Source organism: Leucobacter chromiiresistens (genome assembly GCF_900102345.1).
Classification (GTDB): Bacteria; Actinomycetota; Actinomycetes; order Actinomycetales; family Microbacteriaceae; genus Leucobacter; species Leucobacter chromiiresistens.
The window spans coordinates 852,495-864,569 of the sequence record NZ_FNKB01000001.1; the positions used below are offsets into that span (position 1 = coordinate 852,495).

The following is a 12,075-nucleotide window of genomic DNA, read 5'->3' on the forward strand; positions in this document are numbered from 1 at the left end:
CACCGAGCGCCGGGCGCGAAAAAGCCCCCGGCGTCCTGGGGGACAGGGCCGGGGGCGTGTCTCCCGCGCCTATTGGGGAAGTGCGGCTCGGGAGGATGGTCTGAACTCGGGGGAACGAATCTTCAACCGCTGAACAGCATACGACCGCGCCCGGGCGATCGGGAGGCGGATCGGCACTATTCACCCGCACTTTCACCCGCGGCGTCTGCGCCCATCCCGGTGTCGGTGCGGCGCGATACGATTCCGGGGTGGAGTACTGGGCGGAGATCGTGGGTCAACCGGAGGCGGTGCGCACCTTGGACGCGGCCGCGGCGCCCGATGCGGCGCCCTCGCACGCCTGGCTCATCACGGGCCCTCCCGGCTCGGGCCGCTCGAACCTCGCCTTCCGCTTCGCCGCCGCGCTGATCTCGCGCGGGCCGGATCGCGAGGCCGTGTTCGCCCAGGTGCGCGCCCGCACCCACCCCGATCTCGGCGTGCTCACCACGCAGAAGCTGCTGATCGACATCAAGGCCGCACGCGACATCGTCACCACGGCGCACTACTCGCCGGCCGAAGGGCGATACCGGGTCATCGTGATCGAGGACGCGGATCGGATGCCCGAGCGCACGTCCAACGTGCTGCTGAAGGCGCTCGAGGAGCCGCCCGAGCGCACCATCTGGATCCTCTGCGCGCCGAGCGAGGCCGACCTGCTGCCCACCATCCGCTCCCGCGCGCGCTCGCTGCGCCTCGTCACGCCCGGCGCGGCCGACATCGCGCGGCTGCTGCACGAGCGCGACGGCATGGACGCCGAGCTCGCCGAGCGCGCGGCCCGGCTCGCGCAGAGCCACATCGGCATGGCGCGCCGACTCGCGAGCGACCCGGAGGCGCTCGCACGGCGTGAGCGCACGCTCGACGCCGCCCTCGGCGTGCAGACGCTCGGCGACGCGATGCGCGCAGCGGCGACGCTGGTCAAGGTCGCCGAGGCCGACGCCGCCGCCCTCACGGAGGCCCTCGACCAGCGCGAGCGCGAGGATGCCCTGCGCAGCCTCGGCCTGGCCGCCGGGGCGGCGATCCCGCCGCAGATGCGCAGCCAGATCCGCGCCCTCGAAGAAGACCAGAAGCGGCGCGCGACGCGCAGCCTGCGAGACGGCATCGACCGCATCCTCACCGACCTGCTCTCCCTCTTCCGCGACGTGCTGCTCACCGCCCTGCACGGCGAGCCGGCGCTCATCAACCGCGAACGCGCGGCAGCGATCGCCGACCTCGCCGAGCGGTGGGGGCCGGAGCGCGCCCTCGCCGTGGTGACGGCGGTCGAGGTCGCCCGCGAGCGGCTCGGGCGCGGCATCACCCCGGGGCTCGTGCTCGAAGCCCTCTTCGCCACGCAGAGCAGTGCCGACACGCTCGTACCGGGCGCCGCCGAGATCGGAGCACCCCGATGAGATGGACGCCCATGAGTCGCACGCCGAGCGCCGCCCCGCTTCGCGGCCGCCGGTCGAGCTCGGCGCGCGGTCGGCGGCTGCTCGGCATCGTCGCGCTCGCGACCACCGCGGCGCTCGCGATCACGGGCTGCGCCCCGATCGCCGCCCTCGTGCAGCAGGCCACCGCCCGCGAACCGGAGCTGCCGCCCCGGCCCGACGGCACCGTCGAGGGCTTCGGCGCGCAGCAGCCCGACTGGGTTCCGTGCGGCGACGGGCTCGAGTGCGCCGTCGTGCACGCCCCGCTCGACTGGGAGCAGACCTCGGGCGAGACCATCTCTCTCAGCCTCGTGAAGCAGCAGGCCCTCGGCGGAGACGCGATCGGCACGCTGTTCGTCAACCCGGGCGGGCCCGGGGCCTCGGGCATCGACTACCTCTCGGGCGGGGTCGGCGGCGCGGTGCAGACCGAAGTGCAGGAGGCCTACGACGTCGTCGCGTGGGATCCGCGCGGCGTCGGCGCATCCACCCCCGTCACCTGCCTCGACGACGCGGCCATGGACGACTACCTCTTCGGCGTCGACCCGGCCGAGCAGGGCCTCGAGATGGGCAGCGATGCCTGGATGAACGCGGCGCTCGCGCACGAGCGCGACTTCGGCGAGGCGTGCCTCGAGCAGTCGGGCGACCTGCTCGCGCATGTGAGCACCGCCGAGACGGTGCGCGACCTCGACATGCTGCGCGCCATCGCCGGCGACCCCCAGCTCAACTACCTCGGCTACTCCTACGGCACCTACATCGGCGCGCGCTACGCGGACGCGTACCCCGAGCGCGTCGGCCGACTGGTGCTCGACGGGGCGATGGACCCGTCGGCCACGCTCGCCGACGTGGTCCGCGAGCAGACGCGCGGCTTCGAGACCGCGCTGCGGGCCTACACGACCGACTGCCTCACCCGCGACGACTGCCCGCTCGACGGCCCCGTCGACGTGGCGATGGCGCAGATCAGCGCGCTGCTCGACCGCGTGGAGGCCGAGCCGCTGACCGGATCGGACGGGCGGGCCTTCACCGTGTCGACGATGCTCACGGCGATCATCACGCCGCTCTACAGCCAGAGCAACTGGGGCTACCTCGACGAGCTCTTCTCGACCGTGGCGGCGGGCGACGCCGACACCGGGCTCATGCTCGCCGACTTCTACTACGACCGCCAGAACGGCGCCTACCTCAGCAACTCGACCGAGGCGTTCACCGCCATCAACTGCCTCGACTACCCGGCCGGCAGCTCCGACCGCGATCAGATGCGCGCCGACGCGGCCGAGCTCGACGAGATCGCGCCGACCATCGGCAGGTTCCAGGGGTACGGAGACCTCGCCTGCGCGGCCTGGCCCGAGCAGCCGACCTCGGAGCGCGGCCCCGTCACGGGGGCGGGCGCCGCGCCGATCCTCGTCGTCGGCACCACCGGCGACCCTGCGACCCCGTACCGCTGGGCCGAGTCGCTCGCCGAGCAGCTCGAGAGCGGCGTGCTCGTGACGTACCAGGGCGAGGGCCACACCGCGTACGGCGAGAACGACTGCATCGACGACACGATCGACGCGTACCTGCTCACCGGTGCGACGCCCGCGTCGGATCCGCAGTGCTCCTGAACGGGCGTGCAGCATCGCCTCCCAGAACGTGCTAAAGTGATCTCTCGTGTGCGAGAGCGTTCTCGCACTCGGCCGACTTAGCTCAGGGGTAGAGCAGTTCCCTCGTAAAGAACAGGTCTCGGGTTCAAATCCCGAAGTCGGCTCGATCAGGCCCCCGCCTCGGCGGGGGCCTTTCTCGTGCTCGGCCGCCCCCGCGAGCGGGTGTACTCCTCCGAACGGGCGCGATCCCGCAGGCGGTGGTCAGGCCGCGTGCGCCGCGAGCGCCTCATCCACGGTGCGCCTCGCAGCGGCGCGATGCGCGGGTGCGACGACGCCGGGCAGGATGAGCAGCCAGAGGTCGCGCACGGCGGGCAGCAGCTCCCGGCGCCCGTCGCGCACGCGCGAGCGGATCTGCGCGCCGGTGAAGCACGCGAGGAAGGTCTCGGCGAGGGCCGCGGCGCCGAGGTCGCTCTCGAGTTCGCCGCGTTCGAGCCCGAGCGCGATCTGATCGGCGACGGTGCGATCCCACCCGTCCGCGCTGCGAGCACTCGGATCCAGGAAGTCGCCGACCTGCAGCGTCAACTCGACTCCCGCCTGCACGACGGGGTCGGCGTGCATCTGCACCGACGCGGCGAACGACAGGTGGATCAGCCGGGCGAACGTCGTCGAATGGGCGGCGACGATGTCGCGCGCGAGCCCCTCGGTGCGCGCGTGCTGCTCCTCGATGACGGCCCGGGCGATCTGCTCCTTCGACCGGAAGTGGAAGTTGATCGCCCCGAGTGAGACCCCGGAGGCCTCGGAGATGCTCCGCAGGCTGGCCGAGCCGTACCCGGCGCTCGCGAACACCCGGGCTGCGCCGTCGAGGATCCGCTGCTGCGTCTCCCGCCCGCGATCCTGCGATGCGACTCGTCGCTCGACCGCCATTGTTCCTCTTCCCCACGCGTCACCGTCGCGAACACCCGCGAACACCCGAACCCACCGTCCACCAGCGTACCGACCCGCGGGCCGGGCGGGGCCGCGACGTGCTCGTCGGCGTGCGCGATCGCGGGCTCTGCGGCGTGCCCGATTGCGGTCGGCGCGCGCCCCGGCGCGCCCCCGCGCTCCGTCAGCGGGCGGTCAGCTCGCGCGAGATCTCGTCGGACGCGTGCTGCACCTCCGAGACGAGGGACGCGTCTCCCGGCCGCTCGGGGTCGAGCCACTCGGCGTGCATCTCGCGCGGCAGCACGAGCGGCATGCGCGGCCACACCTCCGCCGCCTCGCCCACGGCGTCGCGCGTCACCATCGAATAGCTGATGAGCTCCGAGCCGTCTTCGAGCGTGATGGTCGACGTGAGCGCGGCGATCCCGAACGCCTCGTCGCCGGGCAGACGGAAGCGGCCCTGCTTCTCGACGTACCAGGTCGCGGGCAGGATCGCGCGGTGCTGAAACGGGCGCTTCCACGAGCGCAGCAACCGGTCGTCGCGCGAATTGAAGGCCGAGAACTTCACCGGCCCGCTCGCGTCGAGCCAGAGCCACCACCAGGCGAGCTGCACGTGGCGCTCGCCCGAGGCATCGGCGGTGATCACCGGGTTCAGGTTGCGAGCGTTCTTGCCCGTGATCTTCGCGCTGCCCGAGCGCTCCGCGAGCCAGGCGTCGACGAGCGCCGCACTGCCCGGCTCGCTGAGCGGTTCGAGGTCGAGGGGCAGCGAGCCGCCGAGTCCGTATGAAGCGCACATGCGGTCAGAATACGCCGCGAGTCGTCGCTAGGCTACAGAAATGGGCACTCCGACGACGGCACCGACGTCCGCTCGCGCGGGCGCGCCCCGCGTCGCGCTCTGGGACAACGCGCGCTTCGCGCTCATCGCCCTCGTCGTGGTCGGCCACACGATCTCCACCGTGCGGCTCGACACGTCGCTGGCCTACGGCGTCTACACCTACGTCTTCCTCTTCCACATGCCCGCCCTCATCGCGCTGAGCGGCTACTTCTCGCGGGCCGACGCGTCGACGAAGACCGTTCGCGCGACGGTGCAGCTCATCGTGCTCTGGGTGCTGTGGGAGGCCATCTGGGTGGCGATCGGGTTCACCGCGGTCGACGAGACCCCCGCGCAGTCCTTCCTCGTGTCGCCGTCGTGGACGCTCTGGTACCTCGTCACCATCGTGACCATGCGCATTCTGCTGCCGTACCTGGCGCAGCTGCGGCACCCGCTGCTCGTCTCCATCGCGATCGCGCTCGCGGGCGGGGTGATCCCCGTGATCGGCACCGAGTTCTCGGCGGCCCGCACGCTCACGTTCCTCCCCTTCTTCATCGCCGGTTGGCTCGCGAGAACCCGCGGGTGGCTCGACGGCGAGTGGTTCACCGCGCCACGACGACGGCTGCGCGCCGCGTCGTGGGCGCTGCTGTCGGCGGTCGCCGCGCTGTTCGTCGTGCTGCCCCAGCTGCGCTCGTGGTGGCTGCTCGACGGGTGGCTCACGTGGCGCGACGGGTACGCGCGCCGCTTCTCGGACGCACCGATCGGAGACTGGTCGCCGCACCACTGGGTCGAGACGACGCTCGGCGGCATCGCGATCACCGCCCTGCTGCTGCTGCTCGCCGCCGCCATGACGCTCGCGGTGCTGGTGGTGACGCCGCGGCGCCGACTCGTCATCACCGACTGGGGTGCGCGCACGCTCTCCGTCTACCTGCTGCACGGGCCCATCGTGTGGGGCCTGCGCCAGCTCGGCGTCATCGAGACCGTCGGCGCGCTCGGCGCACCCGGCGTCGTGATCCTCGTCATCGGGGGCGTGCTGCTCGCCGCACTGCTCGCACTCGCCCCCGTCGAACGGGCCTTCCGCTGGGTGCTCGCCCCCAACCTCGATCGCCTGTTCCGCGATGCGCGGCAGGAGTCGGATCGCGGGGCTGCCTGAGACGAGCGCTCAGCGATCCTCCGGCACCAGCAGCTGATGCTGCGCGAGCTCGCGGTACAGGGGGGTGCTGACGATCAGCTCCTCGTGCGTGCCCTCGCCCACGACCCCGCCCTCGTCGAGCACGACGATCTTGTCGGAGTCGACGACCGTCGAGAGCCGATGCGCGATCACCACGAGGGTGCGCCCCGTCGAGACGGCGTCGAGCGCCTCGCGCATGAGCCGCTCGTTCACGCCGTCGAGACTCGCGGTCGACTCGTCGAGCAGCAGGATCGGCGGCGCCGTGAGCAGCGCACGTGCGATCGCGAGGCGCTGCTTCTCGCCGCCCGACAGCATCACGCCGTTCTCGCCGACCGGCATGTCGAGCGCGCTCAAGAGGCCCGCGCCGTCGCCGCGCGGCGAGGCGCCCCTGCGCTCGAGCAGGCCGCCCAGGTTCACCGCCCGGAGCACCCGCTCGCAGGCGGCGTCGCTCGCATCGGGAGCGGCGAGCAGCAGGTTCTCCCGCAGCGTGCCGGCGAGCACCGGAGCATCCTGCTCCACGTAGCCCATCTGCCGCCGCAGCTCGCCGCGGTCGAGCGCGCGCACATCGGCGCCGTGGAGCGCCACCGTACCCGAATCGGGATCGTAGAAACGCTCGATGAGCCCCAGAATCGTCGACTTGCCCGCGCCCGACGGGCCGACCAGGGCGACGCGCGCCCCGCGCGGCACCGCGAAGCTCACGCCGCGCAGCACCTCCGTCTCGATGATCTCCGCGGGGGCCGCCTCGGCGTCGCGACGCGCACCGCGGCCGCCGCGCACCAGCTCGCGCGCGTCGGCCCGCTCGGGAGCCGCGGACCGGTAGGTGAAGCGCACGTCGCGCAGCTCGATCGCGGGCGCGCCCTCCTCGCGCGCTTCGGCGAGCGGCACCAGGCGGCCGATCGGGGAGCGCTCCGCGTCGCGCTCCGCCTCCGTCTCCAGGCGCGCGATCTCCTGGATGCGGCCGAGCGCGCCGAGCGCCTGATTGACCGCGGAGATCGCGCCGAACGCCTGGCCGAGGGGCGTCACCATCAAGAAGAGGAAGATGATGAAGGTCACCAGCTGGGCGATCGTGATCGCCCCCGTCGCGACGCGGTAGCCGCCGAGACCGAGCACGATGAGGAAGGAGAGCTGCAGCGCGAGGAACGACACCGGCACGATGAACGCCGAGATGCGGGCGACCTTGATGCCGAGCAGGTACGCCTCGGTCGCGTCGCGCTCGGTCGCGGCCTGCTCCCGCTCGGCGGCGCCCGCCGCACGGATGGTGCGGATCGACGTGATCGAGCGGTCGACCTGCGCGGCGAGATCGCCGACCTTCTCCTGCGCCCGGGCGACGGCGGGCCGAATGCGCGAGGAGACGGCGACCACCACCACGAGCGCCACGACGATCACGCCGAAGGTGATCCCGAACAGTGCGGGATCGATCACGAGCATTCCGATGAGGGCGCCCACGAAGATGAGCAGACCGCTGGCCGCCTCGACGAGGCCCTGGGTGAGCACGGCGCGCAGCAGCGTCGTGTCGCTGCCGACGCGCGACACGAGGTCGCCGGTGCGGCGGCGGTCGAACTGCGAGATCGGCAGGTGCAGGATCTTGGCGATGAGCCGTTTGCGGCTGGTCAGCACCACGCCCTCGCCCATGCGCTGCAGCAGGTAGTGCTGCAGGCCACTGAGCACGGCGCCGACGACGACGATCGCGGAGAGCGCCGCGAGCAGCCCCGCGAGCGGGAGGCCCGCCTGCACCCGGGTGATGATCTGGCCCAGCAGCGGCGGCTGCACCAGGGAGGCCACGGCGGCCACGAGGCCGAGCGCGAACGCCCCTGCGAGGAGGCCCCGCTGCTCGAAGAGGTACGGGATCAGCTGCCGCAGCGAGGCGCGGGGGCCGCGGGGCGCGCGGCGCGGCGGGTCGGCCGATTCGGCGCCGTCTGAAGTGGTTCGCTCTGCTGGTGCTGCTGGCCCGGTCACCCGTCCAGCCTACGCCGCCCGCCGCCGCCATCCGCCGCCCTCATGCGAGCGGGGTCACTTCGGGAGCGTGTCGGAGCCCTCTCCAGCCGCGACACCCTCCCGAAGTGACCCCGCTCCGTGATGGAGGGGTCGGCGGGGTCGGCGGGGCCGCGCTAGGCGGCGATGCGGCGCAGCGCGACCGCGAGGTGCAGGGCGGCCTCCGCGGCCTCGCGGCCCTTCGACTCCGGAGCGCCCGGCCGGCCCGAGCGGTCGAGGGCCTGCTGCTCGGTGTCGGTGGTCAGCACGCCGAACCCGATCGGCTTGCCGGCGTCGAGCTGCACCCGCGTCAGTCCGTCGGTCACGGCCGAGCTGATGTACTCGAAGTGCGGCGTGCCGCCGCGGATCACGATGCCGAGGCACACCGCGGCGTCGAACCCGCCGCCGCCCGATTCGCGCGGTGCGAGCGCTGTCTGCGCGGCGAGCGGCAGCTCGAAGCCGCCCGCCACGGTGAAGGTCTCGTGCTCGGCTCCGGCGGCCGAGATCGACTGCTGGGCGCCCGCGACGAGATGTTCCATGATCTCGGCGTGCCAGCTGCCGGCGATGATGGCGACGCGCAATCCGCTGGCGTCGACGGTGAGATCCGGGGCTCCGGCTCCGCTCATGTTGTGCTCCTTCGAGTGTGAGGCGTGGGATGGAGGGCAGTGCGTGGGGTCGTACGGGCCCGGTGCGCGGGCCGGATCGCAGGGCGCCTACCGGCTGCCGCGCACGTCATCGGGCAGCTGATGCCCCATGCGGTCCCGCTTCGCGGCGAGGTAGGCGAGGTTCTCCTCGGTGACCCCGACGAGCAGGGGCACGCGCTCGGTCACGGTGATGCCGTGCGCCTCGAGCTGCTCCACCTTCTCGGGGTTGTTGGTGAGCAGCCGCACGCGGGTGATGCCGAGGTCGGCGAGGATCTCGGCGGCCGCTGTGTAGTCGCGCGCGTCGGCGGGGAAGCCGAGCTGCAGGTTGGCGTCGAGCGTGTCGACGCCCTGCTCCTGCAGCTGGTAGGCGCGCAGCTTGTTGGCCAGGCCGATGCCGCGGCCCTCCTGCCCGCGCAGGTAGACGACGACGCCGCCGGCCTCGTGCACGCGATCGAGCGCGGCATCGAGCTGCGGCCCGCACTCGCACTTCAACGAGCCGAACGCCTCGCCGGTGATGCACTCGGAGTGGACGCGCACGAGCGCCTCGCCCGTGGGGAGCGACCCGTCGGGCAGCGGTGCGACGAGCGCGAGATGGTCGACGCCGGCGCGCCGGTCGCGGTACGCCATCGCGCGGAACGCGCCGTGCTCGGTCGGCAGCAGGGTGTCGGCGCGCAGGCTCACACCGCGGCGCTGCTGCTGGCCGGCGGGCGCGCCCTCCGGGTCGTGCGCGTCGAGGTAGGCGATGAGCTGCTCGATGGTGATGACCGGCACGTTCTCGCGGGCGCCCAGCACGATGAGCTCGGGCAGGCGCATCATCTCGCCGTCGTCGGCGACGATCTCGGCGATCGCCGCGACCGGGCGCAGGCCGGCGAGCCGCATGAGCTCGACGCCCGCCTCGGTGTGCCCGTCGCGGGCGCGAACGCCGCCGTCGACGGCGCGCAGGGGCAGCACGTGGCCGGGACGGCGCACGTCGGTCGGCTGCGCCTCGGGGTTCGCGAGCGCGCGCAGGGTCGTCGCCCGGTCGCTCGCACTGATGCCCGTCGTCACGCCGTGCGCGGCGTCGACCGTGACGGTGTAGGCGGTGGCGCGCACATCCTCGTTGCGCGACACCATCATCGGCAGGTCGAGCTCGTCGGCGATCGCGTTCGTCATCGGAGCGCACAGCAGGCCCGACGACCAGCGCACCGTCCAGGCGATCCACTCGGGGCTCGCGAGCTCCGCCGAGATGATGATGTCGCCCTCGTTCTCGCGATCCTCGTTGTCGGCGACGATCACCGGCCGGCCCGCCCGGATCGCCTCGATCGCCTCCTCGATCGTCGCGATGCCGGGCGTGCGCGGGGCGGCGGGGGAGTCGGCGGCGGAATCGATGGTGCTCATGCGCGGTGTCCTTCGGTGTGCGGGTGTGCTGATGCGTCGGAGAGGGCGGCGGCGTCGGCCTCGACGGCGGCCGCAGCTCCCGGGCCCGCGACGCCGAGGCGCAGCATGCGGGCGACGTGGCGGGCGAGGATGTCGGTCTCGACGTTGACGCGATCGCCGGGGGCGAGATCGCCGAGGGTCGTCGCGACGAGGGTCTCGGGGATGAGCGAGACCTCGAACCACTGCTCGGCCTCCGACTCGGGCGAGATCGCCGAGACGGTGAGCGAGACGCCCGAGAGCGTCACCGACCCCTTGTCGACGAGCAGCGGTGCGAGCTGCCGGTCGAGCGAGAAGCGCAGCACGCGCCAGGCCTCGTGCGGGGTGGCCGAGAGGAGCTCGGCGGTTCCGTCGACGTGGCCCTGCACGATGTGGCCGCCGAGACGGGTGTCGACGCGCACCGCCCGTTCGAGGTTCACGCGCGTGCCGGGGGTCGCGTCTCCGATGGTGGACATCGCGATGGTCTGCGCCATGACGTCGGCCGTGAACGTGGGCCGCCCGTCGGGGGCGGCGCCGCGCTCGATCACCGTGAGGCATACGCCCGAGACCGCGATCGAGGCGCCGTGCGCAGCGTCGCTCGTGACGGTCGGCCCCGCGATGACGAGGCGCAGCGAGTCGTCGACGGGTTCGACCGAGACGACCTCGCCGATTTCTTCGATGAGTCCAGTGAACATCAGGATCCTTCCGTGGCGGAGCCGGGGGTCGGGGTGGCGGAGCCGGGGGCCGGGGCGGCGGGAGCGGCTCCGCGGGGCGAGGCGGCGGGAGCGGCTCCGCGGGGCGAGGCGGCGGGAGCGGCGGGGGCGGCCGGTGCGGATCGGCCGAGCGAGGCGATCACGAGCACGTCGTCGCCGAGCCGCTCCAGGCGGGTCTCGCCCAGGCGGATGGTGCCGTCGATGCCGGCAATGCCGAGGTCGCCGATCGCGAGCCGCGGGCCGCCGAGCAGCGCGGGCGCCACGTACACGAGCACCTCGTCGGCGAGGCCCGCCGCGATGAGCGCGCTCGCCACGGTCGGCCCGCCCTCGACGAAGACGCTGCGCACGCCCCGCTCCGCGAGCGCGGCGAGATCGGCGGCGAGGTCGGATCCCGGGAGCTGCACCGGATCCGCGAGGCCCCGCGCGGCGAGCGCGGGGTGCGCGCGCACCCGGGCGGCCGCGGGCACGGGGCGGCGGCCCAGCACGACGGGCAGCGGCTGCTCGTCGGCGGGCACGAGCAGCCCGCCGACGGCGTCGCGGGCGGTGAGCGACGGGTCGTCGGCGAGCAGCGTGCCGGTTCCGACGAGGATCGCGTCGGCTGCTGCGCGCCGGCGGTGCACGTCGGCTCGGGCCTCTGCGCCCGTGATCCACTGGCTCGATCCGTCGCTCGCGGCCGCCCTGCCGTCGAGCGTCTGCGCCCACTTCACGATCACGCGGGGCCGCGCCGCCTGCGCCACGGCCTGCGCCGCGAGCCATGGGCCGAGCAGCTCGCGGGCCTCGTCGGCGAGCACCCCGCCGCGCACCTCGACGCCGGCGGCGCGCAGCGTCTCGGCGCCGCCCGACGACGCATCGCCGGGGTCGGAGAGCGCGTACGCGACGGCACCGACGCCGGCGCCGATCAGGGCCTCGGCGCAGGGCCCGGTGCGACCGGTGTGGTTGCAGGGCTCCAGCGTGACGACGGCGGTGAGCTCGTCGGCCCGCGCGCGCCAGCCCGCGGAGAGGTGCGCGAGCGCGTCGACCTCAGCGTGCGGGGTGCCGGCGCCGCGATGCCACCCCTCGGCGACGATGCGCCCCTCGCCGTCGAGCAGCACGCAGCCCACCTGCGGGTTCGGCGTGCTCGACGGGCCGCGGCGCGCGATCGCGAGTCCGCGACGCATCCCGTCCTCGACGAGGCCCGCTTCGAGCATCCCGATCCGCCGTTCCGTCACGTGCCGGGTGCGCAAGGGTCCACGGACGTCCGCAGCTCGCGCGTTCCTCTCATCCGGACTCGAACGCGCAGGGCGTCCATCACCGTCGGTACCGGAATTCCACCGGTTCAGCATCGCAGGTGCGACGCTCGCGGACTCTGACCGCCGGTTCGGAATCACACCGACCCCGGAACACGATCATCATCGTAGCCCCGATGCGCGGCCGGCGCGCACCCGCCCGTCATGATTTCGCGGGAGGCG

Annotated in this window: 10 protein-coding genes, 1 tRNA gene and 1 riboswitch; of the genes, 4 read left to right on the forward strand and 7 right to left on the reverse strand. The window is 73.3% G+C overall.

Translation table 11 applies throughout. From position 1 onward, the window contains the following. Positions 1 to 248 precede the first annotated feature (248 nt). From BLT44_RS03930 to BLT44_RS03940, 3 genes are all read left to right on the forward strand, one after another. Positions 249 to 1,418 carry a DNA polymerase III subunit delta' gene (locus tag BLT44_RS03930; RefSeq protein WP_010155408.1) on the forward strand — a complete coding sequence of 390 codons (1,170 nt, stop codon included), beginning with the start codon at positions 249 to 251 and terminating at the stop codon, positions 1,416 to 1,418. Between the two features lie 11 nt (positions 1,419 to 1,429). Further along, positions 1,430 to 3,028, forward strand: a complete 1,599-nt coding sequence (locus tag BLT44_RS03935) for an alpha/beta hydrolase (protein ID WP_010155407.1) — start codon at positions 1,430 to 1,432, stop codon at positions 3,026 to 3,028. A gap of 71 nt (positions 3,029 to 3,099) precedes the next feature. Then, a tRNA-Thr gene (locus BLT44_RS03940) sits at positions 3,100 to 3,171 on the forward strand. A 97-nt stretch (positions 3,172 to 3,268) separates the two neighbouring features. Here the strand turns inward: BLT44_RS03940 and BLT44_RS03945 are convergent. Both BLT44_RS03945 and BLT44_RS03950 read right to left on the reverse strand, forming a co-directional pair. Next, positions 3,269 to 3,931 carry a TetR/AcrR family transcriptional regulator gene (locus tag BLT44_RS03945; protein WP_010155406.1) on the reverse strand — a complete coding sequence of 221 codons (663 nt, stop codon included), beginning with the start codon at positions 3,929 to 3,931 and terminating at the stop codon, positions 3,269 to 3,271. A 181-nt stretch (positions 3,932 to 4,112) separates the two neighbouring features. Then, complete coding sequence (locus BLT44_RS03950; RefSeq protein ID WP_010155405.1) at positions 4,113 to 4,721, reverse strand: SOS response-associated peptidase family protein; 609 nt, start codon at positions 4,719 to 4,721, stop codon at positions 4,113 to 4,115. Between the two features lie 40 nt (positions 4,722 to 4,761). Between BLT44_RS03950 and BLT44_RS03955 the strand changes: the two genes are divergently transcribed. Continuing rightward, the gene (locus BLT44_RS03955) at positions 4,762 to 5,889 is read left to right on the forward strand and encodes an acyltransferase family protein (RefSeq protein WP_010155404.1); all 1,128 of its coding nucleotides are present in this window, start codon (positions 4,762 to 4,764) and stop codon (positions 5,887 to 5,889) included. A gap of 9 nt (positions 5,890 to 5,898) precedes the next feature. Here BLT44_RS03955 and BLT44_RS03960 read toward each other — a convergent pair whose 3' ends face one another. The 5 genes from BLT44_RS03960 to ribD all read right to left on the reverse strand — a co-directional run bounded on the left by BLT44_RS03960 (position 5,899) and on the right by ribD (position 11,814). Continuing rightward, positions 5,899 to 7,863, reverse strand: a complete 1,965-nt coding sequence (locus BLT44_RS03960) for an ABC transporter ATP-binding protein (RefSeq protein WP_074689947.1) — start codon at positions 7,861 to 7,863, stop codon at positions 5,899 to 5,901. 152 nt (positions 7,864 to 8,015) lie between these two features. Then, complete coding sequence (ribH, locus tag BLT44_RS03965) at positions 8,016 to 8,504, reverse strand: 6,7-dimethyl-8-ribityllumazine synthase (protein ID WP_010155400.1); 489 nt, start codon at positions 8,502 to 8,504, stop codon at positions 8,016 to 8,018. Between the two features lie 87 nt (positions 8,505 to 8,591). Further along, entirely contained in the window at positions 8,592 to 9,899 is a 1,308-nt protein-coding gene (gene ribA / locus BLT44_RS03970; RefSeq protein ID WP_010155399.1) for a GTP cyclohydrolase II, read from the reverse strand. Further along, entirely contained in the window at positions 9,896 to 10,609 is a 714-nt protein-coding gene (locus BLT44_RS03975; RefSeq protein ID WP_010155398.1) for a riboflavin synthase, read from the reverse strand. The genes ribA and BLT44_RS03975 overlap by 4 nt, the downstream gene beginning before the upstream one ends. Next, positions 10,609 to 11,814: a bifunctional diaminohydroxyphosphoribosylaminopyrimidine deaminase/5-amino-6-(5-phosphoribosylamino)uracil reductase RibD gene (ribD, locus tag BLT44_RS03980; protein WP_074689949.1), complete on the reverse strand. Its 1,206-nt coding sequence runs from the start codon at positions 11,812 to 11,814 to the stop codon at positions 10,609 to 10,611. The genes BLT44_RS03975 and ribD overlap by 1 nt, the downstream gene beginning before the upstream one ends. 58 nt (positions 11,815 to 11,872) lie before the next feature. Beyond that, positions 11,873 to 12,013, reverse strand: a riboswitch (FMN riboswitch). Positions 12,014 to 12,075: the final 62 nt, after the last annotated feature.

Excerpts from the sequence above, each read along its gene's own strand:
- BLT44_RS03950 (WP_010155405.1), bottom strand. The coding sequence starts at position 4,721 with ATGTGCGCTTCATACGGACTCGGCGGCTCGCTGCCCCTCGACCTCGAA.
- BLT44_RS03935 (WP_010155407.1), top strand. The coding sequence starts at position 1,430 with ATGAGTCGCACGCCGAGCGCCGCCCCGCTTCGCGGCCGCCGGTCGAGC.
- ribD (WP_074689949.1), bottom strand. The coding sequence starts at position 11,814 with ATGCTCGAAGCGGGCCTCGTCGAGGACGGGATGCGTCGCGGACTCGCG.
- ribH (WP_010155400.1), bottom strand. The coding sequence starts at position 8,504 with ATGAGCGGAGCCGGAGCCCCGGATCTCACCGTCGACGCCAGCGGATTG.
- BLT44_RS03955 (WP_010155404.1), top strand. The coding sequence starts at position 4,762 with ATGGGCACTCCGACGACGGCACCGACGTCCGCTCGCGCGGGCGCGCCC.
- BLT44_RS03945 (WP_010155406.1), bottom strand. The coding sequence starts at position 3,931 with ATGGCGGTCGAGCGACGAGTCGCATCGCAGGATCGCGGGCGGGAGACG.
- ribA (WP_010155399.1), bottom strand. The coding sequence starts at position 9,899 with ATGAGCACCATCGATTCCGCCGCCGACTCCCCCGCCGCCCCGCGCACG.
- BLT44_RS03975 (WP_010155398.1), bottom strand. The coding sequence starts at position 10,609 with ATGTTCACTGGACTCATCGAAGAAATCGGCGAGGTCGTCTCGGTCGAA.